Here is a 24,073-nt window from a genome sequence, read left to right on the forward strand (position 1 = left end):
GTGCTGCGGGTGGCGGTCCTTCTGGCCGCGATCCTAGGCGGTGCGGCGGAGGCGGCCTGCCGCCAGGCGCTGGCGCTTGGTTTGGATGTTTCGGGATCGGTCGATGCGACCGAGTACCGTTTGCAGCTGGACGGGCTGGCCGGGGCGCTTTTGCATCCGGACGTGCGGGGGGCTTTTCTGGCCGCGCCCGGCGTGCCTGTGCGGCTGATGGTCTATGAATGGGCGGGTTCGTCGCGAATGCGCACCGTGCTGGGCTGGACCGAGATTGCGACCGGCGACGACCTTGAAAACATTGCCGCGCAGCTGCGCGCAACGCAGCGCGTGCCGCAGAACCCCGCGACCGCGCTGGGCGGTGCGATGGTCTTTGGCGCGACGGCGCTGCGGTCGCAGCCAGATTGCTGGCGCCGAACGCTCGACATTTCTGGTGATGGCAAGTCTAACACCGGCCCCGAGCCACGGGGGGTGCGCGAAAGCCTCGCCAGGGCGGGCATTACGATCAACGGATTGGTGATCGGTGCGGACGCGCCGGTCACGGGCGACCAGCGCCAGATGGAGATCGCGGAGCTGTCCGCCTATTACCGGGCGGATGTTATCCTCGGCCCGGATGCCTTCGTGGAGGTGGCCCTGGGGTTTCAGGATTTCGAGGCGGCGATGGCGCGCAAGCTCTTGAGAGAGCTTCAAGTTCGCGCCGTAAGCCAGCTTCGTCCGTAGAGGAGGTTCTTAGCCGAGCGCAGCGAGGCCCCGCCGCGGCGCTCGCGTATGCCGAAGGCATGCAAGGCGCGGCGCAATCCCGTTGGCTGCTTGATCTCGCCTGGCATGGCAGAGGGACGGCTTGGGGGTTTGGGGGGCGGACGCTGCGCCGGCCAACAAGTGCTGAACTCGTCGCCCCCCATTCGCACGAAGTGCTAGACCAGCGCGCCCGGTTCGTTTCGACCCCTTTCGTAGCGCCATGCTGACAAAGCAAAGCCCGTTTTGGGCCCACGAGAGGGCACGGTCTGTCGCAACATGGGGTCGGAACGTTTCCGGGCGCTCCTTTAGGTCACGGCCCGCTAGTAGATATACCGGATTTGGTCGCTCCAATACCGTTCCATACGGCGCAGCGCGGTGTTGATCTCTTCCATGCCGTTCAGGTCCAGCACCGCGCGGCTCTCTAGCCCCTCGGCGTGCTTGCTGAAAAGCTCCGAGACGATGTCTTGCACGTTGCGGCCCTTCTCCGTCAGCCGTACCCGCACGGATCGCCGATCGATCTCGCAGCGCTGGTGGTGCATATAGCCCGCCTCAACCAGCTTCTTTAGGTTGTAGCTGACATTCGAGCCCTGGTAGTAGCCGCGCGATTTCAGTTCGCCCGCCGTGACTTCGTTGTCGCCCACGTTGAACAACAACAACGCCTGCACCGAGTTGATCTCTAAGATCCCTAACCGTTCAAACTCATCCTTAATCACATCCAAGAGCAATCGGTGCAGCCGTTCCACCAGAGAGAGCGATTCGAGATACTGGGTCATGAACCCGCGCTCGATCACTCCGCCGATCTGGGAATGAACACTCATGTTAGGTCTCCGCCTGTTTTTGCTGCCTCAGAAGAGGTCAATAGGGCGGATTTCCCAATATTTAGTTAAGCTTGAATATATCGAACAGGCGCGCTCATCGCCCGCGCGCATGCGCCGAGATATCCTGCATTAAGGCTGCAAACTGATCCGGTGGGTCCTGCCTGCCCAGCACCCAGGAATAGATGTCCTGGTCGTTCTCGCCCAGCAGCCGGTCATAGGTCTGCAAATCGGCCTCGTTCATCACCGCCAGGCGGTCCTCGGCGAAGGCCGACAGAACCACGTCCATCTCCTTGATCCCGCGGCGCATGGACCGCATTTTGAGGCGCTTTAGCCGGTGCTCGGGCAGCTCAACGGTCACGGGTTGCGCGCTCGCACGGCCCGGCGCAGGCGCTTTTCTACGGCGGCAAGGCGCTCGCCCGTTTGGGTCAGCGCGCTTTTGATTTGGCGCAGCTCCGCCAGCAGGGCGGTGATGTCGGCGTCAAGTGCCGCGTCCGTCTCTGGCTCGGTCAGGCCCTCTCCCTCGCCGTTCAAGAGCCAGGTCAGCGAGACATTCAGAACGCCGGATAGCATCTGCAGCTTGTTGGCGCGCGGCTCGCCATGGTCGTCCTCCCAGCCCTGCAACGTCTTGAGTTTTATACCCAACCGCTTGGCCAGGTCTGCCTGGCTCATCCCAAGGGCGTCCCGGGCGGCGGCCACGCGGTCGCCAAAGGTGGCGGCATCATTGGAATACCAATCGGTCTCTTGTTCGGCGTCGACATCCGCGACGGCATTCAGGTCAGCCATTGGGCGCTCTTTCTCTTAGTGGGAAATTCTCTTGTTCGTCATTGGCCCGCATCCTAGAACGGGACGTCCCAACCTTCCACCCAGAGGCGACCATGTCCTTTCTCTCCGCGACACTAGACCGCGTAAAGCCCTCCCCGACGATTGCGATGAACACAAAGGCGGGCGAGATGAAGGCCGCCGGTCATGACGTGATCTCGCTCTCTGCCGGCGAGCCGGATTTCGACACCCCGCAGAACATCAAGGATGCCGCGGTGGCCGCCATCGCCGCGGGCAAGACGAAATATACCGCGCCGGATGGGATCATCGAGCTCAAGCAGGCCGTCTGCGACAAGTTCAAGCGTGAGAACGGGCTGGACTACCAGCCCGGGCAGGTCTCCATCGGCACCGGCGGCAAGCAGATCCTCTATAACGCGCTAATGGCCACGCTGAACGAGGGCGACGAGGTGGTGATTCCCGCGCCCTATTGGGTCAGCTACCCCGACATGGTGCTGCTGGCGGGCGGCACGCCGGTGATCGCCGAGGCGAGCCTGCAGACCGGGTTCAAGCTGACCGCGGAGCAGCTAGAGGCCGCGATCACGCCCAAGACGAAGTGGCTGATCTTCAACTCGCCGTCCAACCCCACCGGCGCGGGCTACACCTGGGACGAGCTGAAATCCCTCACCGACGTGCTCTTGCGCCACCCGCATGTCTGGGTGATGACGGATGACATGTACGAGCATCTGGTGTTCGACGACTTCGAATTCTGCACTCCCGCGCAGGTCGAGCCTGCCCTGTATGACCGCACGCTGACGGTCAACGGCGTCTCGAAGGCCTATGCGATGACCGGCTGGCGCATCGGCTACGCCGCCGGGCCGCAGCACCTGATCGCGGCGATGCGCAAGATCCAGTCCCAGTCCACATCGAACCCCTGCTCGATCAGCCAATGGGCGGCGGTCGAGGCGCTGAACGGCCCGCAGGGTTACATCGAGGACAACAAGGCGCTGTTCCAGCGCCGCCGCGACCTTGTGGTGGGCATGCTGAACGCCGCCGAGGGGATCAGCTGCCCCACACCGGAGGGCGCCTTCTACGTCTACCCCTCCATCGCGGGCTGCGTCGGTAAGACCAGCCCAGGCGGCGCGGCGATCAAGGATGACGAGAGCTTTGCCACCGCGCTCCTGGAGGAAGCCGGCGTTGCGGTGGTCTTTGGTGCAGCCTTCGGGTTATCGCCCAACTTCCGCATCAGCTATGCGACCTCTGACCAGGAGCTGACGGATGCCTGCACCCGCATCCAGGAATTCTGCGCCGGGCTGAGCTAGCCCTATGGGCTAGCCTGGGTCGCGGCGGAGGCGCGCGATGGCCACAGACAGCATAGCCGTTCTGGGCGCGGGTATCGGCGGGCTCGCATTCGCGGCGCTTGCCGCGCGCGCTGGGCGCCAGGTCAGGGTGTTCGATCAATTTGAGACCGCTCGGCCCCTCGGCTCGGGCTTGGTGATCCAACCCGTCGGGCAGGCGGTGTTGCGCGCCGTCGGCGCGCAGGCTGCCTTCGATCTTGGTCAGCCTATTCGGCGGATGCAGGGCGACGAAACCAGCGGGCGGCGGGTGCTTGACGTCTCCTACGATCATGGCGGGTCGGATCGCTTCGGGCTGGCGATCCATCGCTCTAGCTTGTTTCAGTCCCTTTTGGGGGCCGCGCAGACGGCCGGCGCAGAGTTGCGCTCTGGTCACAAGGTCTCGGGTCGCCGTGGCTCGCGCGTCCGTTTTGCCGATGGCTCCGAGGCGGGGCCGTTTAATCTGATCGTGGATGCGCTTGGGGCCGGATCGCCGCTATCGCCGCTTAAGGCGCGCATGCTACCTTACTGTGCGATCTGGGGCACGGTCCCCTGGCCAGAAACCGGCCTGCCGCGCAACCAGCTGACGCAGCGCTACCGGCGCGCGGACTGCATGATCGGCGCTCTGCCCATCGGGCGCATGCCGGGCGCGCAGACACCGCTTGCGGCGATCTTCTGGTCGCTGGGTCCAGGCGCTTATCAGCGCTGGCGCGCCGCCCCGATTGCGGATTGGAAGGCCGAGGCCACGACCCTGTGGCCGGAATTCGCGCCCTTCCTGGCGACCATTACCTCGCACGAGCAGATGACGCTTGCCAGATATTCCCACGGCACGCTTGCCCGCCCCATTGGCGAGGGGATTGCCCATATTGGCGACGCCGCGCATCGCGCCAGCCCGCAGCTTGGCCAGGGCGCGAATATGGCCCTGCTGGACGCGCACGCGCTATGGCTGGCTGTTGCGCGCAATCATCACCTGCCGGATGCTCTCTCCGGCTACGCCAAGGCGCGGCGCTGGCATGTGCTGTGTTATCAGGCGATGAGCGCCGCCTTCACCCCGCTGTACCAATCCGACAGCCGCGTGGTGCTGCCGGTGCTACGGGATCGGGTGTTCATGCCGCTCAGCCTAGTGCCGCCGATCCCACGCGTCCTAAGCCGCCTGGTCTGCGGAGACCTTATGCCGCCCTACGGATCGCTGCCCGCTGACAAAACAGCCAAGGATTTTGGATGACAATTGGCCTGGAGAAGGCGTTTGGACGGGCCAAATCTCTTGCAAGAGATTTGCACTTTCCTTCTAAGGAAAGTGGCCCCGCGCGCCGGCATGAGGTTGCGATAGAGCGATCATTTCGGGGCGCGCTGAAGAAACTCTTGCAAGAGTTTCGCAATTTTCTTGGAAGAAAATTGCGGCGCGCCAATGCCCGCTCCAGGCCAAAACCCGCAACTAAGCCCCTCCAAGTGCCACCGTTTTACCGAGACCGCGCGCCCACCAGGCGGGCCGCAATCGGCGCGCCCAGGATCACAACGAACAGGCGCAGCGTATGATGCGCCACCACAAAGGCCACATCCGCGCCCACGATCAGCGCCAGCACCGTCAGCTCTGCTTGCCCACCGGGCGCGAAGGCCAAGAGCGTCTCCTGCCCCGGTGCCAGCCCAAAGCCGTAAATCGCCTCGACAAAGACCACCGTCAGCACGATCAATATGCCGCAAAACCCAATCCCCGCCAGCAGGTCGCGGCGCACCTCGGTCATGGTTACGCCGGCGTATTTGCAGCCGATGGTCATGCCGATGAAGAATTGCGCCGCCCAGATCGCCTCGGCCGGGGGGCGGTTGCCCAAATATCCAGCGGCGGTCACCAGCCCGGTCGCGATCAGCGGCCCCAGGATGGAGGCGCCAAAGAGGCCCACGCGCTTGGCCACCCGCCATCCGACGCCGCCACAGATCACCATCACCGCGATGTCACTCCAGGGCAGATCCACCATCGGGCGCCCCGGCGGGTTGCTCAGATCCACATCCCATATCCCGCGCAGCAGGAACGGCAGGGCCACCACGATCACCGCAACCCGCGTGGCGTGGATCAGCGACAGCGTGCGGATGTTCCCGCCCGCCTCCTCGCCGAAGACCAGCATGTCTTGCAGCCCGCCGGGCATGGTCGCGTAGTAGGCCGTCGGAAAGTCGTAGCCCCAGACGCGCTGAAAATAGGGCACGCCAATGAGGCCGATGCAGACCACCATGACCGGCACCAGCACCAAAGTCGGCCACATCCCCGGCAATGTCGCCAGCACGGCGGGCGTCAGCGTGGCCCCCACGGCCACACCCAGCACCGCGCGCATCCCGTCATTGACCACAGCGATCCCGCGCATCGGCACGCCGATCAGCGCCGCGATCAGGCAGGCCGAGATCGGCCCCAGAAGCCATGGCAGCGGCAAAGCCAGCAGCGAAAACACCGCCACGCCCAGCAAGCCGATGGCGAAGGCGTAAAGCACCGGCCTCATGCGCCCAGCGCCTTGATCCGATGGCGCAGCGATGTCTGCAGATGCGCCTCGGCTGCCGCGCCCGCCGCCTTTTCGTCGCCGGAGCGCAGCGCCTCGACAATCGCGCGATGCTGCCGCGTGACCTCGTCGATCCGTTCCGGGTCGGTGAAGGTCGTGGGCCCCAGCAACAAGAGCGCGTTGTTCAGTGCCCGGGCGGCGTCCATCAGGAAGCGGTTGCGTCCCGCCAGATAGAGCCCGCGGTGAAAGTCCTGGTTGAGCGCCGCGGCCTGGGCTGGGTCCTCGCGAACTGACTCGATGGCCTGGTTGATATCGTCGAGCGCGTCGAATTCGGCCTGAGCGCCGTGCTTGGCGGCCATCTCGGCGGCAGTGCGTTCCAGCACGATGCGCATCTCATAGAGCTCGACGATCTCGGCATGGCTCAGCGCGCGCACGACGGCGCCGATCCGAGGGCGGTGCTCGACAATGCCTTCGGCCTCCAGCCGCCTCAGGGCCTCGCGAACGGGCGTCCGCGACAGGTTTAGGCGGGCGCCGACCTCCTCCTCGCGCAGGCGGTCGCCTGGGCGGTAGGTGCCTGATCTGATGCTTGAGACGAGCGCCTCAAACGCGGTCTCGCCGCTGGATAGTTTGGACATGTTGTGCCTGGATTGCTCAGCTCACCGGTCTTGTATCCGAGCGGATACAAAATGCCCAGCCCCATGGGCTCCTTCGACATGTCCATAGGCGCCATGAGCCGAACTTGCCGTCGCTAAAGCGTGATCGCACCCGTCGACAAGCCCAGCCCGACATTCAGCGATCCCTCGTTGATCAGCCAGCGCCGCAGAACGAAGCTGCGCGCGCCGGTCATGTGCATCGGGTCGCCCTCGGCAAGCGCGCGGGCCTCTTCCAGCGAGGCGGCGCGCAGGATCAGCATCCCCATGGCCTCCATCTTCTCGCCGGTCTCGTCAGACAGCGGACCGGCGAACATCAGCGCCCCGTCGCGCTCAAGTTGCTGCAGATAGGCCAGGTGGTCGGGCAGCACCTGTGCGACCTCCTCGGGGGGCTTTGCCGGTGTGCTGACCGCGACATAGGCCTCAAAGGCCAGCGCGCCGCGCTCTTTGGCATGCGCCTTATAGTCCGCCCATGATGGCATGATGGCCCCTCCCTGGATGCTCCAAGCCAGAGCTTATGCCTGCCAGGGCGGGTGTCAAACACCTAAGCCCGGGCTATTCCGCGAGCTCGGGGTGCAGATACGCCTCGGGATAGGGCATCGGGTGGCGCGGCCCGGCAGGCACCACCCCGTTCCAAGAGCGCCCGAAATACCCCTGCCTGCAATGCACAAGCGAGCCGGCGTCGGCCACGCCGTCCAGCGCGTAGACGCGGCACAACCAGCGCCACAGATGCGGGTAGTCGAGGATCCGCGCGCCGTTCAGCTTCATGCGCAGGTAGTACACCGGGTCATGGCGGTAGAGCGTTGGGAATAGGCGCAAATCGGCCTCGGTGAACGCGTGGCCCAGCAAGAAGTCCCGTCCATCCGAGAGCAGGCCCTCGAGGAAGCCAAGCGCGTCGAAATAGGTGTCGAACGCCGCCTGATACACCGATTGGTCAGAGGAGAACCCCGCCTTGTAGGCGCCGTTATTGATGGCGACATAAATGCGTTCGTTCAGGGCGTCGATCTTTGCGCGCAGGGCGGGGTCGTCCGGGAACAAGCGCGGCCGGCGCGCATCTGGCAAGGCGCTGCCCAGCGCGCCCGTGTGTTGGTCCAGCATCCGAATGATCTCGGCGCTCTCATTGCTGACGATGCGCTGGGTGCGCTTGTCGTAGAGGATCGGCACGGATTGCTCCTCCGAGCCCTCCTGGCGATAGACCTCCTTGGCCAGGCGCAGGCCGCGCCCCGTCGCGGTCTCGGTGGTGCATTCCGGCAGCGTGGCGCCGGTCAGCGTCGCGATGCGGTTGGGCGCGAATTCCCATAAGTTCGGGCCCACGGGGTCGTCTTCGCCGGTGCGGTTGGGAAAGGCCACGTCCAGCGTGATGCTGTCCTGCAGCCCCAGCACCGCGCGCGCCAGGGTCACCCGGTGGCACCAGGGGCAGTTCAGCGCCACGAAAAGGTGGTACCGGTTCGGCTCTGCGGGGAAATCTCCATCGCCGATGGCGTGGCGGAACCCGCTGACCCCGCGCACGAACTCCCCGCGGGCGCGGCGCGCGCTGGCTTTGGTTTGGTCTTCTTGCGTGGCGGCGTCTTTGCTCATGGCGGCGTTCTACGCGCATCTTGTGCGTCAAGCTATCGGCGGCAGGGCACAGATACTGTGCAGCCACTGTGCAGCTCCGCCGGTCGGGTTAAATTTTAGGCAATTCTTACAGCGATTCTTGCGGTCGGGTTTATCTAATTGACAATTCCGAGTGTTTCACTCAAGTATAAAACTATCAGCCAGCCTTCGATTCTGGGGCAAGCCGGAAACCTTGAAAACGCAAGAGGATAGGCTGATGACCCTGGTCTATACACATGCGGACCGGGCAGTTTTCGACTGGCAAGAGACCCTCGCGGTTGCCAGCGACTTGGGCCTGCCCCGCATCTTTAGTTTGGAATGGTTGATCGACAAAGCTGAACGGCAAGAATGGAGCGGACTATGGTGGTGAACGTGGCGCAAGAGATCAAATTCCCGCCCGAGCAGCGCACGCCGGTCTATGACGCCAACGACCTGACCAAGGGTGGCGGCCTGGCGCAGATCAAGCTCGAGGATCAACTCTACACGCTCCGGATCACGCGGGCGGGCAAGCTGATCCTAACCAAATAGGGGCGCCTTCCGCATCCGGGCAGCGCCTTGGCCCAGGGCATCAGGCGGCCCGGCGAAAAACATCCCCTTTAGAATTGCGCGTTTGGCCGCACCTGCGTGGCGGCTGCGCCGGGGAGCGATAGCAGGCACTCCATACGGCGTTGCGGATTCGGCGATCGCAAGGCTGGCCACTCGCGCCCACCCATTGGGTGCGCGCCTAGCACATCACGCCGCGCAAACGGCGCGCCAAGCGCCCTGTTTCCCCTGATAGTTGAGAAGCCAGGGCAAGCGCGGTATGGTAGTCCCCTCAAGTCTGGGGGACTTTGTGATGCGAATATTTATGAATTTGTTACCCGCCCTTATGATCTGCGCCGCGCTGCCCGTGGCCGCGCATGACTACCCGCCGCCCAAGCAACTGCCGCCAGAGATGATGCGCGTGGACCCGAATTCGGCCATAACGCTCTTCGGCGAGGCCGTCGGGCTGGAGCATATGTGCAAGGGCCACAAAAAGCAGGTCCGCCAGATGGCCTGCGATCAGGCCACCGCGCGCTGCGAGTACCTGCGGGGCAGGGCCAGCAAGCCGCGTGTCGTTAAGGCCGGTGTTATCCTGGCCCGCGGCGCCGAGGGGTGCTACTATGCCAAGGCGGCGGTCACGTGCAAATTCGGAACCGCCAAGTAAGGCACGATAGCTGTTGACTCCCCGTTCTGGGGCGGTAAAAGGCGGGCCTTACAGTTTTCACGGGCCCGGCCGTTGAGCCGCCCGCGCATGGAGCAGATGAGATGGCCAAGCCAACCACAATTAAGATCCGGCTGAATTCCACCGCCGACACCGGCCACTTCTACGTGACCAAAAAGAACGCCCGCACCATGACCGAAAAGATGGTCGTGAAGAAATACGACCCGGTGGCGCGCAAGCACGTGGAGTACAAGGAAGGCAAGATCAAGTAAGCCCCTTCCACATGGATTTCGCAAAGGCCGCGCCGCAAGGACGCGGCCTTTCTCGTTTTGGAGACCCATCCCATGCACTGCGATTTCTGCAATCTCCTGGCCAATGGCGATGCCGCCATCGCCTGGTCGAACCCGCGCCTGGTGGTCTTTGCCGATCACCGCCCCATCCGCGAGGGGCATATGCAGATCGTGCCGCGCGCGCATGTCGAGGTGTTCGACGACCTCGCACCGGATCTCGCGGCCGAGATCATCCATCTCGGCCAGCGCATCGCCAAGGCGCAAAAGCGGCTCTACGGGGTGGACCGCGTGGGGTTCGTGTTCACCGGAAATGAGGTGCCACATGTGCATGCCCATGTGTTGCCGCTGCACGCCGCTGACGACATCACCTCGGCGCGCTTCCGCGAACACCGAGCGGGCGGAAGGATCGCGCTGCGCCAGCAGCGCCGCGTGGCCCAGGATTTGGCAGAGGCGCTCGGAGCGCCTATCTTGTAAGCCATGACAGATGTGATCACGATCCGCTGCAGTGAGCCCTATGACCTCGCGCCGCTCGACGAGCTCTTCGCGCGCAGCTACCCCAAGCTTCTGAAGGCGGATTATGCGCCCAGCGTGTTGGTGACAGCGCTGCCGCTGATCTCTAAGGCTCAGCCGGCGCTGCTGCGCTCGGGCACGTATTATGTGGCGGAAACAGCGGACGGCACGCTGATTGGCGCCGGAGGGTGGACCCGCGGGCGCCGCCGCGGCAGCGCTGACATCCGCCACGTGATCACGGATGCCTCCCAGGTGCGGCGCGGCGTAGGCCGCGCGATCGTAGCGCGGGTTTTTGAGGAGGCCAGGGCCGCCGGGGTCACCGCCCTGCAGTGCAAATCCACGCGCACCGCCGTGCCCTTCTATGAGGCCATGGGCTTTAAAGCCCTGGACGCGTTCGAGATGGAACTCAGGCCAGGTATCCATTTTCCGGCGATCCAGATGCATCGCAGCCTCTGACGGTTGACGCAGCGTCGGTGCTACCAGCGCCCAGCGGGCGGCGCTTCATGCGCAGGTTCAAGGCCATCTGAACGCGCAAAAGCGCCGTTTCAGACCCCAAAGCGGAATGGGAACGCTTTAGAGATCGACGTCCCAATGGCCCGCCACGACCACCGCCTCGTCATCGCCCGGCCAGGGCGGCATGGTGATGGCAACCGCCGTTAGGCCCAACCCACCGGCGCGCGCCTGAAACTGCGTGCCCACAGGGATGCGCAGCGCCGTGCCCGTCGCGACGGGCAAGACGCCCTCGCTGGAAAGCCACATCTCGCCCGCGCCTTCGGTGAAGTACCAGATCTCTTCCACGGTCTTGTGCACCACCGCGCGGCCCGTCTTTCCGGGCGGCAAATGGAAGTGGCACATGGACCCCTTCTCGCCAAACATCAGCACCCGAACTTCCAGCCCGTCCGGCGCTAGCACATCCGGCGCGGCGGGCAGGGTTTTGACCAGGTCGCTCACTCTGCGGGCCCCTGGCTCTGCGCGGGCTGCGCAATCGGGCGCGAGAACACCGTTTCATGGCCCGGTTCCGGGTGGCGCGGGATCATGAGGGCCAGGGCCAGCGAGGTCGCCGCCATCCCCGCCGCCAGCACGAAAACCCCGCCAGGCGAGACGATCCACAGATACCCCAGCAGCGCGGGCAGGAACACCGCCGCGATGTGGTTGATCGTGAAGGCCACCGCGGCGGTGGGCGCGATGTCGGCAGGGTCCGCGATCTTCTGAAAGTAGGTCTTTAGCGCGAAGGCCAGGGCAAAGAACAGGTGGTCCAGCACGTATAGGCACGCCGCCAGCACCACGCCCCAGCCGAAGTAGTAGATCCCGCCATAGGCCAGGAACACGCAGATCAGCCCGACATACTCAAACCCAAGCGCGTTGCGCTCGCCCCAGCGGGCCACGGCGCGGCCCATAAGCGGCGCAAAGATCATATTGGCCAGGTAGTTAATCAAGAAAAGCGCCGTGACCTCATGCACCTCAAAACCAAAGCGCTCGACCATCATGAAGGCCGCGAAGACCACGAATATCTGCCGCCGCGCCCCCGACATGAACTGCAACGCGTAGTAAAGCCAGTAGCGCCGGCGCAGCACGAACTCCTTGCGCTGCGGGGTGGGCGATTCGAACTGCGGATAGGCCAGCCAGCAGAACACCGCGATCGCCGCGGTGATCCCACCGGAGGTCAGGTAGACGAAGTTGTAGCTCAGATCAAAGGCCTTCCAGGTCACCACCAGCAGCCCATAGGCCAAGAGCGACGCGCCCGAGCCGATGCCCACTATGATGCCAAGCGTCTGCGGGGCCTTGTCCTTGTCGATCCATTGCAGCTGCAGCGACTGCACCACGGTCTCGTAATAGTGGAACCCGATCGAGGCGAACAGCGTCACCATCAACAGCCCGCCAAAACTGGGGAACCATGCGGTCACCGCGCTGGCCAAGCCCAGCATAACGAGCGAGATCAGCGCCAATGTCTGCTCGCGCAGCACCCAGATCAGCACGATCACGCCAATGGAAAAAAAGCCCGGCACCTCGCGGATCGAATGCAACCAGCCGATCTCCACGCCGGTGAACCCCGCCGCCTCGATCACGAAGTTGTTCAAGAGCGCCGACCAAGTGGAGAACGCCAACGGCATTGCAAACGCCATCAGAAACAGCAGCGCCACCGGGCGCCGCCAGTATGGCAGCGATTGCGCGTCCGCTAGGGTGACCGCCTGTGGCATGTTTGACCCTTACGCCTCCGGCTTGCGAATGACCAGCCGAAGGTGTCGGGGCAGCCTTGGGTTTTGCAAGATCGGGCAGCGCTTGGCCGGACGATCTTTATTGCCTGGAGCGGACATTGGCGCGTCGCAATTTTCTTTCAAGAAAATTGTGAAACTCTTCCAAGAGTTTCTTCAGCGCGCCCCGAAATGATCACTCTATCCCAACCTCCTACCGACGCGCGGGCCCAACTTTCCTTGGAAGGAAAGTGCAAATCTCTTGCAAGAGATTTGGCCCGCCAAAACGCCTGCTCCGGGCCAATCCTGTGCCTTCCCGAAAACTCGTGCTGCCACCCGCCGGATGTGTCTTAGGGGCCCAACCCCGCCTCAGCGCATCCGGAATGGATTGGCCATCGGCGCGTCCGAGAGGTTCATCCAGACCGTCTTTGGTCGCGTGTAGTCATACATCGCCTGCATGCCCGCCTCGCGCCCGAAGCCCGAGCCCTTCACACCGCCGAAGGCCGCAATCGGCGAAATCGCGCGGTATGTGTTCAGCCATATAATCCCAGCCTGGATGGCCTTGGACATGCGGATGCCGCGCGCGCCGTCGCGGGTGAAGATCCCCGCCGCCAGCCCGTGCACCGTGTCATTGGCCAGCCCGATGACCTCCTTTTCGGTGGAGAAACGCTGCGCGGCCAACACCGGCCCGAAGAGCTCGGTGTCGACGATGTCTAGGTCCTGGCGCGGGCAGTCCAGGATGGTGGGCCGCATATAGAGCCCGCCCAGACCCTCCGGCGGCGTGCCGCCGGTGAGGATCGTGGCGCCTTGCGCCACCGCCCGCTCCAGTTGCGCCATGATATGCGCGCGCTGCCCCTCGGTGCACAAGGGGCCCATCTGGGTGGCCGCGTCCTGCGGGTCGCCGATCTGGATGGCTTCGGCAATTTCCACCATGCGGGCCAGGAAATCGTCCGCGATGTCCTCATGCAGGTAAAGCCGCGAGCCCGCCACGCAGCTTTGCCCGCTGGCGCTAAAGATCCCAGCCACGCTGGCGTTCACGGCACTCTCTATGTCGGCGTCCTCGAAGACGATGAAGGGTGACTTGCCGCCAAGTTCCAGGCTGACCTCGGCGAAGTTCTCCGCCGTGTTGCGCACCACATGGCGCGCGGCACCGGGCCCGCCGGTGAAGGCCACCTTGGCCACCAAAGGGTGCGATGTCAGCGCCTGCCCGCAGGGCGCGCCGTGCCCGGTCACGATGTTGACCACGCCGTCAGGGATGCCGGCCTGCGCCACGAGCTTGCCGAAGGTTAGCAAAGGCGCCGAGGCATGCTCGGAGGCCTTCAAAACGATGGTGTTGCCCGCGGCCAGCGCGGGCGCGATCTTGGTCGCGGCCAGGAATTGCTGGCTGTTCCAAGGGATCACCGCGGCCACCACGCCCATCGGCTCGCGCTCGGTGAACACGAACATGTCGGGCTTGTCGATGGGCAGGGTCTCGCCTGCGATCTTGTCGGCGGCGCCGGCGAAGAAGTGGTAGTATTCGGCGATGTATTTCGCTTGCCAGGCGGTCTCGGAATAAAGCTTGCCGGTGTCGCGGGTCTCTATGCGGCCCAGATCCTCGGAGGCCGCGGCCAGCAGATCGCCCAGCCGGGCGAGGCATTTGCCGCGCTGGGTGGCGGTCAGCGCGCCCCATTCCCCGCGCAGCGCGGCGTCGGCGGCGCGCACGGCGCGGTCAACATCCTCGGCGGTGGCCTCTGGCACCTCGGCCCAAACGGCGCCGGTGGCGGGCTCGCGGCTTTCAAACACCGCGCCGTCCGACGCCTGCACCCAATTACCGCCGATCAGCATCTCTAAACGCTCGATGGAGCCCATCCCAAGTTCCTCCCCTGCAATGCCTCCCGCTTAGCGTAAGTTGCGGCCACGGGAAATCACTTCCGCGTCCCGCAGCGTTTTTCGAAAGCCTGAACCAACCTGAATTTCGAGCGTCGCCCATCGCTTAAATATTACGCGGTAATTTGGCGTTAAACCTGCTTCAAGTTTAACACGAAACGCTTTATTTGCGCTTTGCGGTGTCACATCTTACCTTTGGCACAACTCACAGCCGGAAATATAATGAGCAACGACGCAAAAGTTGAGCACGCAGAAGAGCTGCAGATGAAGCAGTTCCTGACCTATCGCCTGGCGCGGGTGCAGGCGAAGCTGAACGCGCAGGCGACGCGCATCCTTAAGGACAAGTCGGGGCTGAGCCTTGCGCAGTGGCGGGTGATCGCGCTGATCGCGAGCTTCGGACCAGAGCGGGCGGCGGTCCTGACCAGCTTGGCCGAGATCGATAAGGGGCTCTTTAGCCGCAAACTGAAGACGCTGGTTGAGGACGGGCTGGTTTTGGCCGAGTCCGATCCGACGGATAACAGGCGCCAGATGCTGCGCCTGTCCGCCTCGGGCCAGGCGCTGTTTGAGAAAACCCTGCCGCATATGCAAAAGCGACAGGCCGCTTTGCGGGATGCTTTGACGCCGAACGAACTCGCGTCGCTTTTCTCCGCCTGCGACAAGCTGGAGCGGATCCTGGAAAGACCCTGCCTGTGACACAGCCCCGCGCCGTCAAGGCGCTGCTGTTTGATGTGTTCGGGACGGTTGTGGACTGGCGCAGCTCTGTCGCGGTCGAGCTTCAGTCCGCCCTGGCCCCGCGCGGGCACCAGCTGGATTGGGAGGCCATGGCCGACGACTGGCGCGGGCGCTACCAACCCGCCATGCAGGCGATCCGGTCCGGCGCCCGCGGCTACACCATTCTGGACGTGCTGCATCGCGAGAACCTGGACGCCACGCTGCGGGCCTTCGGGGTCACGGGGCTTTCCGAGGCTGAGCTGATCGAACTCAACGAAGCCTGGCACCGCTTGCGGCCCTGGCCGGACTGCGTGCCGGGGCTGGGCCGCCTGAAACGCGACTTCATCCTGGGCACCCTGTCGAACGGCAACATCGCGTTGATGGTCAATCTCGCGCGGTTTGGTTCCTTGCCGTGGGATGTGATCCTGGGGGCAGAGATCACCCGCAGCTACAAGCCATCAGAGGCGACCTATCTGGGGTCCGCCGCCGCGCTTGGGCTGGCGCCCGGGGACTGCATGATGGTGGCGGCGCATAATGAGGACCTGCGGGCCGCGCAGCGCTTGGGCATGGCCACTGCCTTTGTCTGCCGCCCGACCGAGCATGGCCCCGGCCAAGAGGTCGATCTGGCACCGGACGGGGATTGGGATTACGCGGCGCACTCGATGCAGGAACTGGCCGACTTGCTTGCGCGCGCCTGAGTTCCGCCGCTTGAGGCTAGCTTACCCGCCGAGGCTGCGCGTAAGCACCATGACCCCCAACAGGATCAGAATGCAAAACGTTGAGAACGCGCTTCCGGCCATGCCGTAGAACCGCAGCGGGCGGTTATGCTCGAGCCAACCGAAGGCGTAGCCATGCGCCAGCCGCGACACCGTAAACACGGCCGCCAGGGGCAGCAGGGCCCAGCCCGGCGCGCCCAGCATCTCGGCCAGGCCCATGGCGATCAGCGTCAGGGGCATCTGCTCGGCGGCGTTGGCCTGGCCGCGCATGCGCCGCATCAAGAGCTTGTCGCCGCCGTCCCCCAGCGAGACCCCTGCGCTGCCGCGCGCGCGGATGACCTGCAGCGTCTGGAACATGAAGAACGTGCCGCAGATAAGCGCGGCCCAGGCGGTGATCAGTGGCATCCTTGCCCCCTTCGCTCAAAAGAAAGGGCCGGAAGCATGCGCGCCCGGCCCTGTGGTCGTCTTTGGTTCTGCCCTAGGGCTACTCTTGCTGGCCCATGAACATCAGCAGGAACTGGAACATGTTCAGGAAGCTGATGTAGAGGCTCAGCGCGCCGTCATAGGCCGCCTTGTCCAGCCACTCCTGGTCGCCGTGATGCGCCATGGAGACGTAGGTGGTCTTGATGTCCTGCGTGTAGAACGCGGTCAGGCCGGCGAAGATCAGCACGCCCAGGACCGAGATCGCGAACATCAGAGGGGCGCTGCCCAGGAACATGTTGACGATCATCGCCAGGATCAGGCCAACCACGCCCATGATCAGGAACGTGCCCATGCCCGACAGGTCGCGCTTGGTCGTATAGCCGTAGAGCGACAGGCTGGCGAAGGCGATCGCCGTCACCAGGAAGGTCTGCGCGATCGAGGCCCCGGTGAAGACCAGGAAGATCGACGACAGCGAAAGTCCCATCACCGCCGAGAAGATCAGAAAGCCAAGCTGCACGGTCGCGGCGGAACCACGGCGCATGAGCGCGCCCCAGCCAAAGAAGATGAATGCCAGCGGGGCGAACATGATCACCCAACGCAGCGGCGTGGCGTAAAGCGTCTCGCCCAGGCCGGTCAGAAACTGGCCCTCGCGGAGCATAAGCGCGAAACCTTCCGAGTTCACGGCCGCCGAGTTGATATCCGACGTCACGGCCAATCCAGCGATGGCCCATGCGGCCAGGGCCGTGATCAAGAGACCACCGGACATGGTCCCGTAAACTTTGTTCATATGGGCGCGTAGGCCCGCGTCGATTTCTGCCGTGCGGACCCCGGCGGTTGCCGCGCGGTAGGTCTGATACTCAGCCATTTATGCCTCCAGTTGATCCAAGCGGCGGGTCACACCCGCCGTTGGCAATAGATATTGGCGTTTTCGCTCGAAATTTCAAGCGTCAAGGACCGAGTTCTTGGCAATATGTTAATGCCGCCAGTGACTGGGGGCGTCCCAGACCGCGCGCCGGGCCTCGGCCTCGGCCTGTTCGCGCGTCAGGCCAAGATCCTTCAGCGCGTGATCGTCCAGCGTGTTAAGGGCGTGGCGCTGCCGGAAAAGGCCGTTCCAAGCGATGAGTCGCGCCAAGAAACCCTTGTTTGCAGCGGGTTGGCAGGAGTGGCTTCTGTTTTTGGTCGTCGCGGTCATGGCGCTGTTCCTTCTCGTTAATTGATTCATCATCCGCAAAGGATCAATTTGCTTGATGTATATGCCATTCCGTGCTGTATTCCTCAAATGAATGTTTATGACGCAACCCATCAGGAAGTGTGATATGCCGCGAAATCTAGACCTGACCGCGCTGCGCAGCTTTGTAACCGTCGCCGAGACAGGGGGCGTCACCCGCGCCGCGGGGTTTCTGAATTTGACACAATCTGCCGTGTCGATGCAGCTCAAGAGGCTGGAGGAGTCGCTGAACCTGCAGCTTCTTGACCGTTCGGCCCGCACCATCGCGCTGACCGCGGCCGGCGAGCAGTTGCTGAGCTACGCCAAGCGCATGCTTGATACCAACGACCAGGCCTGGACGCGGCTGACCAACCAGGAGTTCGAGGGCGAGCTGGTCCTGGGCGTGCCGCATGACGTCATTTATCCCTACATTCCCCCGGTGTTACGGCGCATGCAGACCGAGTTCCCACGAATGCAGTTGCGCCTGGTCTCGCACTCGACAACCCAACTGCGCGAGCTATACGGGCGCGGCGAGGTCGATGCGATCGTCACCACAGAGGCGCAGCCGGGTCCCGGCGGCGAGAGCCTGGTGCAATTGCCGCTTGTGTGGATCGGGGCAAAGGGCGGCGTCGCTTGGCGCCGCACCCCCTTGCCGATCGCTTTCTGCTCAAATTGCTTCTTCCGCACGCCCTCGCTGCGCTGCCTGGACGATGCGGGCGTGGCTTGGGACATGGCGTTGGATTCCGCGCAAGATCGGGCCGTCGAGGCGATGATCAGCGCCGATTTGGCGGTGACCGTGGCGATTGACGGCGCGGACATCCCGCAAACGGCGCCGGTGAACCACGGCGGCACGCTGCCGGATCCGGGCGAGTCGCGGATCTGCCTCTATCTTGACGCTCACAACGACCCGGTGCGCGTCGCCCTGCGCGACCTGATCCGGCTGACCTATCGGACACAAGGCCGGGGCGCGGAGCTGGCGAAGCTGTCGGCGTAGGCGCGCGCCTTAGTCGCCCATCGTCACAATGATCTTCCCGGTCGACTTGCGGGCGCGCAGCGTCTCCAGCGCCTCGGCGGCCTGCGCCAAGGGGAAGCGGTGGCTGATATGCACGTTCAGCTCGCCGGCGGCGTACCAGTCAAAGAGCTGCGCGAAGGTTGTCGTCATGGCGTCCGGATTGAACCGCAAGTAGCCGCCCCAGTTCACGCCGATCACGTCGACATTCTTGACCAGCAGGTGGTTGGCCGGGATCTGCGGCACGTCCCCGCTGGCGAACCCGATGGCAAGGATGCGCGCCTCGGGGTTGACTGCGCGCAGGGCGGCGCTTAACTGGTCGCCGCCGACGGCGTCATAGACCACGTCGGCGCGCCCCAGCGCCCGCACCGCCTCGGTGATGTCGGCGGTCTCGCTGTCGATCAGGTGATCGGCCCCGGCGGCCTTTGCGACGGCCAGCTTCTGAGGTCCGCGGGCGCAGGCGATCACGCGGGCGCCCATGCGCTTGCCGATCTCGACCGCGGTCAGGCCGACGCCGCCCGCGGCGCCAAGCACCAACAGCGTCTCGCCCGCGCTCAGGCGCGCCCGGCGCGCCAGGGCAAGATGGCTGGTCCCATGCGCGATCAGAAGGCCCGCGGCGGCGTCAAACGGCATCGCGTCCGGTATCTTGACGGCGCGGTTAGCAGGAAAGGCGCCATACTCAGCCAGCCCGCCTTGCCCAGAATAGACGGCGACCCTGTCCCCGGCGTCAAAACCGTCCACCCCGGCGCCGACAGCGTCCACAACGCCGGAAAGCTCCATGCCCAAGGTGACGGGCGGCTCCGGGCGTTCCTGATAGCGGCCCTGCGCCATCAAAAGATCGGCGAAGTTCAAGCCCGCCGCCAAGATCCGCACGCCGATCTGGCCAGGGCCCGGAACGGGGCGATCGGTAGAAACAAGTCTTGGCTCGGCGCCGTAGCTGGCGATCTGAAAGCACTTCATAGCGCTCGTTTAGGAGGGCGGTCTTTGGCTTTCAAGCCGTTAACGAATTTACAGCGAATCGCCTTTAGGGGGAATTGCGAAAAACATCCCCATCGCCGCCCAAAATCCCTGCCATTGGTCTCAAAAAACGCGTTCAACCCTGTGTTGCGTGTCAACGGGTGTAGATTTCCGGCGAAAATTAACTCAAAATTCCAAGTTTTACTATTATTATTCATCATATTACGAAAAGCCTGCCGAAAAGGACAGGTTGAGAAAATGGCAGCGGTGGAAGACTTAGAACGTACCGTCGTAAGTTGTAAGGAGTCGGTTGAAATGAAGCATCCAGTGGATGTACACGTCGGCAAGCGGGTTCGTCACCGCCGGTGGATGGTCGGGATGACGCAGCAGCAGCTGGCTGGCAAAGTTGGAATCAAGTTCCAGCAGATCCAGAAATACGAGACAGGCATGAACCGCATCAGCGCGTCACGCCTTTGGGACATCGCGGAATCGCTTGATGTACCGATCAGCTTTTTCTTCGAGGGACTGGACACTCCAATGGAGACCCATGGCTCCGGCGAGGGCGTTCCGGGCGACATCCTGGCCGACAAAGAGGCTTTGGAACTGGTGCGCTCGTACTACCAGATCCCTGAGGTTCAGCGCCGTCGGTTGTTCGAACTGGCACGCGCGATCAGCGAGGATGCGGCCTAGCATCCGCTTGACCGAGCCTAAAGGACGATTTACCCGCGCCTTAATTGGCGCGGGAGTTCTATGATGGCGACAGGTGTGAAGAAATCAGAGCATGACGCACTAGTCTCTACGGCGCATGAGATGGCAGAGGCCGCGCGCGCGGCCATTCTGCCGCATTTCCGCCGTGCAGAACTGGCGGCGGAGAACAAGTCCCAAGACGCGTTCGACCCTGTGACCGTTGCGGATCGCGCGGCCGAGCAGGCTATGCGGGACGTGCTGGCGCGCCGTCGCCCGGATGACGGCATCCTTGGCGAGGAACATGGCACCGTCGCCGGCAGCAGCGGGCTGACCTGGGTGCTTGATCCCATTGACGGCACGCGCGGGTTCATCTCTGGCACCCCGACCTGGGGCGTGCTGATCGCCGTGGGCGACGAGAACGGTCCCGAATTCGGCCTGATCGATCAGCCCTATATTGGCGAGCGTTTTGTGGGCGGTTTCGGGCTGGCCCAGGTCGACGGCCCGCTGGGCCGCGCGCCGCTGGCCGTGCGCGGCACGCGCGACCTCGCCGCTGCCACGATCCTAACCACCTTCCCAGAGGTCGGCACGCCGCAAGAGGGCGCGGCGTTTCACCGGGTGGCCGAGCGCTGTAAGCTGACGCGGTACGGGATGGACTGCTACGGCTATGCGCTCTTGGCGGCGGGGCAGGTCGACCTGGTGATCGAGGCGGGCCTGCAGGCCTATGATATCCAGGCGCCCATCGCGGTCATCCAAGCCGCGGGCGGCATTGTGACCAACTGGCAGGGCGACCCGGCCCATAGTGGCGGCACGGCCCTGGCCGCCGCGACACCCGAGCTCCACGCCGCGGCGCTGGAGATATTGAACGCAGGTGCCTGAAACGCTGATCAAAAACGCGGATGTCGTCGTCACGATGGACGATGATCGCCGCGAGCTTTGCAACAGCGATATCCGAGTGCGTGACGGTGTGATCGCAGAGATCGGCGCGGGGCTGCACTCGGACGGCGAGACATTGCTGGCCACGGGCTGCGTGGTGACGCCGGGGCTGGTGAACACGCATCATCATCTTTACCAGACCCTGACGCGCGCGGTGCCCGGCGGTCAGGACGCACTGCTCTTTGGCTGGCTGCAGACGCTGTATCCCATTTGGGCGCGGTTCGGTCCGGAAGAGATGCGCGTCTCGGCGCAGATCGGGCTTGCGGAACTGGCCCTGTCTGGCTGCAGCTTGACCTCTGATCACCTGTATCTTTACCCCAATGGCGCGCGGTTGGAGGACACGATCGAGGCCGCGACCGAGCTGGGGCTGCGGTTCCATCCCACGCGCGGCGCGATGTCCATTGGCGAGAGCGACGGCGGTCTGCCGCCGGATAGCCTGGTGGAGGACGAGGCGGCGATCCTAAAGGACATGATCCGCGTGGTGGACGCGTTCCACGATCCCGCGCCGGGCGCAATGGTGCGCGTCGGGCTGGCGCCGTGCTCGCCCTTCTCCGTATCGCGGGAGCTGATGCGCGACACCGCCCTGCTGGCCCGCGACAAGGCGGTGATGCTGCATACCCACCTGGCGGAGAACGACGAGGATGTGCGCTATTCCGAGGCGACCTTTGGTTGCCGCCCGGGGCAATATGCCGAGGATTTGGGCTGGGTCGGCGAGGATGTCTGGCACGCGCATTGCGTCAAGCTCGACGGGCAAGAGATTGATCTGTTTGCCAGAACGCAAACCGGCGTGGCGCATTGCCCCTGCTCGAACTGCCGGCTTGGGTCGGGGATCGCGCCGGTGCGCGCGATGCGCGACGCGGGCGTTCGCGTAGGCCTGGGCGTGGACGGCTCGGCCTCTAACGACGCGGGCAACCTGATGGCGGAGGCGCGCCAGGCCATGCTGCTGCAACGCGTGGCGCAGGGCGCGGACGCCATGAGCGCGCGCGAGGCGCTGGAGATCGCCACCCGCGGCGGCGCGGATGTATTGGGGCGGCCAGATTGCGGGCGGCTGGCCGTGGGCAAGCGGGCCGACATCGCTATCTGGGATGTGTCTGGCATCGAGGCCGCGGGCTCGTGGGACGCCGTGGCGCTGGCACTGGCGGGGCCGACCCGGGCGCGCGACCTGCTGGTGGAAGGCCGCCAGATCGTGCGCGACGGGCACATGGTGACCGTAGATTTGGGCCGAGCGATTGAACGACAGAATGAGCTCGCGCGGTCGCTGGCGCAATGAGTGTAGAGCGGTGTCCAGGGCAAATTGATGTACACGGTATTGCTGAATTGAACGGAAGGAGTTGTGTCAACTGGCCTCCAGCGGACCTTGGCGCGCCACAATTTTCTTGCAAGAAAATTGCGAAACTCTTGCAAGAGTTTCTTCACCGCGCCCCGAATTGCTTCTTCTATTGCAACCCATTACGGGCGCGCGGGGCCACTTTCCTTGGAAGGAAAGTGCAAATCTCTTGCAAGAGATTTGGCGCCCCGAAAGGCCCGCTCCAGGCCAATTGCGACGTCCACGAAGGATTACTTCGCCAGTTCTCTGATCTTAGCCCGAAAGCGCGCGACCGGCGACCCAGACCTGAGAGATGGCGCGGTCGTCCCCCATCATGATCGTCGGAAAAAGCGCCTCCCAAACGGTCTCGGCCCGGGCGGCGCGCTGCGAGATCGCCGGGGTGGAGGCCAGATCCAGCGCGATCAAATCGGCCTCGGCCCCGACCTCAATATTGCCGATCATCGGCAGGTGCAGCGCCGTGGCCGAGCCGCGGGTGGCCAGCCAGTAAAGCTGCGCAGGGTGCAGGGCCTGGCCGCGCAGCTGGGCGATCTCGTAGGCCGCCGCCATCGTGCGCAGCATCGAAAAGGACGACCCGCCGCCGGTGTCGGTGGCCAGCCCCACGGGCAGGTCCTCCGCCACGGACATGTCAAAGAGCCCCGAGCCAATGAAGCTGTTCGAAGTGGGGCAGTGGATTAAGGAGGATCGCGCCTCGCCGAGGCGCCGCCGCTCGCGCTCGGTCAGGTGGATCGCGTGGCCGAACAACGCGCCCTCGCGTACCAGCCCATGGGCCTCATAGGTGTCCAGGTAGTCCCGCGCCTGGGGGTGCAGGTCCCGCACCCAGGCGACCTCGTCGGTCTGCTCGGACAAATGTGTCTGCATCAGGCAGCCCGGATGCTCGGCCCAGAGCGCGCCAAGGGCGGCAAGCTGCTCTTCAGAGGAGGTCGGCGAGAAGCGCGGGGTGATGGCATAGCCCAGGCGGTCGCGCCCGTGCCAGCGCCCCAGCAAGGCCTTGCTGTCGTCATAGGCCGATTGCGCGGTGTCGCGCAGCCCGTCCGGCGCATTTCGATCCATGCAGGTCTTGCCTGCCACGGCGCGCAGCCCGCGCTGCGCCGCCTCGGCAAAGAACGCCTCGACGCTCTCGGGATGGATCGTGCAATAGCTGCACACGGTGGTGGTCCCGTTCGCAAGGGTCAGGTCGAAATACAGCGCAGCGATCTGCGCGGCGTAGTCAGGGTCGCCAAAGCGCATCTCTTCGGGGAACGTGTATGTGTTCAGCCAGTCGATGAGCCGCTTGCCCCAACTCGCGATGATCGCCGTCTGCGGGTAATGCGCGTGCGCGTCCACGAACCCCGCGGTGATCAGCGCGTCACCCATATCCGTCACCGCAGCATCTGGATGCGCGCGGCGCATCTCGTCCGCGCCGCCCAGGGCAACGATGCGTCCGCCCTCGATCACCACGCCGCCGCGGCTATCATGCAGCGCGGCCTCTTCGACGGGCACCCGAAAGGGGTCATCGTGAAAGCGCAGCGTTTGGCCAAGCAGCAGGGTTTTTTGGGGCATTTGGTGTTCGGTCCTTGGTGTGGGCCTCCTAGAGTCCGATGTTGCGGGGCCGGGGTCAATGGTCTGCTGCGCCTGCGACAGCGGCGAGGCGCTGTTGGGGTTTGCGCTTGGCCCGCGTTTCTGGTGAAAAGGCAACGCGAATTCCTAGCGGCGCGAG

30 protein-coding genes are annotated in these 24,073 nt (G+C 64.4%); 15 read left to right on the forward strand and 15 right to left on the reverse strand.

Annotated elements, in window-relative coordinates:
* The first annotated feature begins 9 nt into the window (after positions 1-9).
* Positions 10-711, forward strand: coding sequence for a DUF1194 domain-containing protein (locus AIOL_RS06355; RefSeq protein WP_326973083.1), 702 nt, complete (start codon positions 10-12; stop codon positions 709-711).
* A 338-nt stretch (positions 712-1,049) separates the two neighbouring features.
* Here the strand turns inward: AIOL_RS06355 and AIOL_RS06360 are convergent, their stop codons facing one another.
* From AIOL_RS06360 to AIOL_RS06370, 3 genes are all read right to left on the reverse strand, one after another.
* Entirely contained in the window at positions 1,050-1,547 is a 498-nt protein-coding gene (locus AIOL_RS06360) for a MarR family winged helix-turn-helix transcriptional regulator (protein WP_049642217.1), read from the reverse strand.
* Between the two features lie 94 nt (positions 1,548-1,641).
* On the reverse strand, positions 1,642-1,863 hold the full coding sequence (locus AIOL_RS06365) for a succinate dehydrogenase assembly factor 2 (protein ID WP_049645291.1): 222 nt from the start codon (positions 1,861-1,863) through the stop codon (positions 1,642-1,644).
* Between the two features lie 38 nt (positions 1,864-1,901).
* Positions 1,902-2,330, reverse strand: coding sequence for a helix-turn-helix domain-containing protein (locus AIOL_RS06370; protein WP_049642218.1), 429 nt, complete (start codon positions 2,328-2,330; stop codon positions 1,902-1,904).
* A gap of 92 nt (positions 2,331-2,422) precedes the next feature.
* Here AIOL_RS06370 and AIOL_RS06375 point away from each other — a divergent pair, with 92 nt between their 5' ends.
* Positions 2,423-3,625, forward strand: coding sequence for a pyridoxal phosphate-dependent aminotransferase (locus tag AIOL_RS06375; RefSeq protein WP_049645292.1), 1,203 nt, complete (start codon positions 2,423-2,425; stop codon positions 3,623-3,625).
* A 37-nt stretch (positions 3,626-3,662) separates the two neighbouring features.
* On the forward strand, positions 3,663-4,862 hold the full coding sequence (locus tag AIOL_RS06380) for an FAD-dependent oxidoreductase (protein ID WP_049642219.1): 1,200 nt from the start codon (positions 3,663-3,665) through the stop codon (positions 4,860-4,862).
* Positions 4,863-5,097: 235 nt separating this feature from the next.
* Here the strand turns inward: AIOL_RS06380 and AIOL_RS06385 are convergent, their stop codons facing one another.
* The 4 genes from AIOL_RS06385 to AIOL_RS06400 all read right to left on the reverse strand — a co-directional run bounded on the left by AIOL_RS06385 (position 5,098) and on the right by AIOL_RS06400 (position 8,348).
* On the reverse strand, positions 5,098-6,123 hold the full coding sequence (locus AIOL_RS06385) for an AbrB family transcriptional regulator (RefSeq protein WP_049642220.1): 1,026 nt from the start codon (positions 6,121-6,123) through the stop codon (positions 5,098-5,100).
* Complete coding sequence (locus AIOL_RS06390) at positions 6,120-6,755, reverse strand: GntR family transcriptional regulator (protein WP_049642221.1); 636 nt, start codon at positions 6,753-6,755, stop codon at positions 6,120-6,122. The genes AIOL_RS06385 and AIOL_RS06390 overlap by 4 nt, the downstream gene beginning before the upstream one ends.
* A 113-nt stretch (positions 6,756-6,868) precedes the next feature.
* Positions 6,869-7,252 (reverse strand): YciI family protein, encoded by a 384-nt coding sequence (locus tag AIOL_RS06395; protein WP_049642222.1) that lies wholly within the window; start codon positions 7,250-7,252, stop codon positions 6,869-6,871.
* A gap of 73 nt (positions 7,253-7,325) precedes the next feature.
* Positions 7,326-8,348, reverse strand: coding sequence for a glutathione S-transferase C-terminal domain-containing protein (locus AIOL_RS06400; protein WP_049642223.1), 1,023 nt, complete (start codon positions 8,346-8,348; stop codon positions 7,326-7,328).
* A gap of 235 nt (positions 8,349-8,583) precedes the next feature.
* Here AIOL_RS06400 and AIOL_RS25450 point away from each other — a divergent pair, with 235 nt between their 5' ends.
* From AIOL_RS25450 to AIOL_RS06420, 6 genes are all read left to right on the forward strand, one after another.
* Positions 8,584-8,736: a hypothetical protein gene (locus AIOL_RS25450; RefSeq protein ID WP_160314416.1), complete on the forward strand. Its 153-nt coding sequence runs from the start codon at positions 8,584-8,586 to the stop codon at positions 8,734-8,736.
* The gene (gene hemP, locus AIOL_RS24260) at positions 8,727-8,894 is read left to right on the forward strand and encodes a hemin uptake protein HemP (RefSeq protein WP_082152449.1); all 168 of its coding nucleotides are present in this window, start codon (positions 8,727-8,729) and stop codon (positions 8,892-8,894) included. The genes AIOL_RS25450 and hemP overlap by 10 nt, the downstream gene beginning before the upstream one ends.
* Positions 8,895-9,213: 319 nt before the next feature.
* Complete coding sequence (locus tag AIOL_RS06405) at positions 9,214-9,552, forward strand: hypothetical protein (protein WP_152912399.1); 339 nt, start codon at positions 9,214-9,216, stop codon at positions 9,550-9,552.
* Between the two features lie 101 nt (positions 9,553-9,653).
* A complete protein-coding gene (gene rpmG, locus AIOL_RS06410) occupies positions 9,654-9,821 on the forward strand; it encodes a 50S ribosomal protein L33 (protein ID WP_009572866.1) in 168 nt (55 codons plus the stop codon).
* Between the two features lie 72 nt (positions 9,822-9,893).
* A complete protein-coding gene (locus AIOL_RS06415) occupies positions 9,894-10,313 on the forward strand; it encodes an HIT family protein (RefSeq protein ID WP_049642225.1) in 420 nt (139 codons plus the stop codon).
* A gap of 3 nt (positions 10,314-10,316) precedes the next feature.
* Positions 10,317-10,805, forward strand: a complete 489-nt coding sequence (locus AIOL_RS06420; RefSeq protein ID WP_049642226.1) for a GNAT family N-acetyltransferase — start codon at positions 10,317-10,319, stop codon at positions 10,803-10,805.
* A gap of 117 nt (positions 10,806-10,922) precedes the next feature.
* On the opposite strand, the gene AIOL_RS06425 is transcribed toward AIOL_RS06420, so the two are convergent.
* From AIOL_RS06425 to AIOL_RS06435, 3 genes are all read right to left on the reverse strand, one after another.
* A complete protein-coding gene (locus AIOL_RS06425; protein ID WP_200898739.1) occupies positions 10,923-11,300 on the reverse strand; it encodes a cupin domain-containing protein in 378 nt (125 codons plus the stop codon).
* A complete protein-coding gene (locus AIOL_RS06430; RefSeq protein ID WP_049642227.1) occupies positions 11,297-12,547 on the reverse strand; it encodes an MFS transporter in 1,251 nt (416 codons plus the stop codon). Before AIOL_RS06430 ends, AIOL_RS06425 begins: the two co-directional genes overlap by 4 nt.
* 363 nt (positions 12,548-12,910) lie before the next feature.
* A complete protein-coding gene (locus AIOL_RS06435) occupies positions 12,911-14,389 on the reverse strand; it encodes an aldehyde dehydrogenase (protein ID WP_049642228.1) in 1,479 nt (492 codons plus the stop codon).
* Between the two features lie 240 nt (positions 14,390-14,629).
* On the opposite strand from AIOL_RS06435, the gene AIOL_RS06440 reads away from it, so the two are divergent.
* Positions 14,630-15,100 (forward strand): MarR family winged helix-turn-helix transcriptional regulator, encoded by a 471-nt coding sequence (locus tag AIOL_RS06440; protein WP_049642229.1) that lies wholly within the window; start codon positions 14,630-14,632, stop codon positions 15,098-15,100.
* On the forward strand, positions 15,097-15,816 hold the full coding sequence (locus AIOL_RS06445) for a haloacid dehalogenase type II (protein ID WP_049642230.1): 720 nt from the start codon (positions 15,097-15,099) through the stop codon (positions 15,814-15,816). Before AIOL_RS06440 ends, AIOL_RS06445 begins: the two co-directional genes overlap by 4 nt.
* 21 nt (positions 15,817-15,837) lie before the next feature.
* Here the strand turns inward: AIOL_RS06445 and AIOL_RS06450 are convergent, their stop codons facing one another.
* The 3 genes from AIOL_RS06450 to AIOL_RS06460 form a co-directional block, all read right to left on the reverse strand.
* The gene (locus AIOL_RS06450; protein ID WP_049642231.1) at positions 15,838-16,239 is read right to left on the reverse strand and encodes an MAPEG family protein; all 402 of its coding nucleotides are present in this window, start codon (positions 16,237-16,239) and stop codon (positions 15,838-15,840) included.
* Positions 16,240-16,318: 79 nt separating this feature from the next.
* Positions 16,319-17,122: a Bax inhibitor-1/YccA family protein gene (locus tag AIOL_RS06455; RefSeq protein WP_049642232.1), complete on the reverse strand. Its 804-nt coding sequence runs from the start codon at positions 17,120-17,122 to the stop codon at positions 16,319-16,321.
* A gap of 108 nt (positions 17,123-17,230) precedes the next feature.
* Positions 17,231-17,389, reverse strand: coding sequence for a DUF1127 domain-containing protein (locus tag AIOL_RS06460; protein WP_235438913.1), 159 nt, complete (start codon positions 17,387-17,389; stop codon positions 17,231-17,233).
* 184 nt (positions 17,390-17,573) lie between these two features.
* On the opposite strand from AIOL_RS06460, the gene AIOL_RS06465 reads away from it, so the two are divergent.
* Positions 17,574-18,458, forward strand: coding sequence for a LysR family transcriptional regulator (locus AIOL_RS06465; protein ID WP_049642234.1), 885 nt, complete (start codon positions 17,574-17,576; stop codon positions 18,456-18,458).
* Between the two features lie 9 nt (positions 18,459-18,467).
* Here the strand turns inward: AIOL_RS06465 and AIOL_RS06470 are convergent, their stop codons facing one another.
* Positions 18,468-19,433, reverse strand: coding sequence for an NADPH:quinone oxidoreductase family protein (locus tag AIOL_RS06470; protein ID WP_049642235.1), 966 nt, complete (start codon positions 19,431-19,433; stop codon positions 18,468-18,470).
* Positions 19,434-19,745: 312 nt separating this feature from the next.
* On the opposite strand from AIOL_RS06470, the gene AIOL_RS06475 reads away from it, so the two are divergent.
* The 3 genes from AIOL_RS06475 to AIOL_RS06485 all read left to right on the forward strand — a co-directional run bounded on the left by AIOL_RS06475 (position 19,746) and on the right by AIOL_RS06485 (position 22,320).
* Positions 19,746-20,120, forward strand: coding sequence for a helix-turn-helix domain-containing protein (locus AIOL_RS06475; protein WP_049645294.1), 375 nt, complete (start codon positions 19,746-19,748; stop codon positions 20,118-20,120).
* Positions 20,121-20,183: 63 nt separating this feature from the next.
* Entirely contained in the window at positions 20,184-20,993 is an 810-nt protein-coding gene (gene hisN, locus AIOL_RS06480) for a histidinol-phosphatase (RefSeq protein ID WP_049645295.1), read from the forward strand.
* A complete protein-coding gene (locus AIOL_RS06485) occupies positions 20,986-22,320 on the forward strand; it encodes an 8-oxoguanine deaminase (protein WP_049642236.1) in 1,335 nt (444 codons plus the stop codon). Before hisN ends, AIOL_RS06485 begins: the two co-directional genes overlap by 8 nt.
* 309 nt (positions 22,321-22,629) lie before the next feature.
* On the opposite strand, the gene guaD is transcribed toward AIOL_RS06485, so the two are convergent.
* Complete coding sequence (guaD, locus tag AIOL_RS06490) at positions 22,630-23,916, reverse strand: guanine deaminase (RefSeq protein ID WP_049642237.1); 1,287 nt, start codon at positions 23,914-23,916, stop codon at positions 22,630-22,632.
* Positions 23,917-24,073 lie beyond the last annotated feature (157 nt).

The organism is Candidatus Rhodobacter oscarellae, from assembly GCF_001078595.1.
GTDB classification, from domain to species: domain Bacteria; phylum Pseudomonadota; class Alphaproteobacteria; order Rhodobacterales; family Rhodobacteraceae; genus Rhodobacter_B; species Rhodobacter_B oscarellae.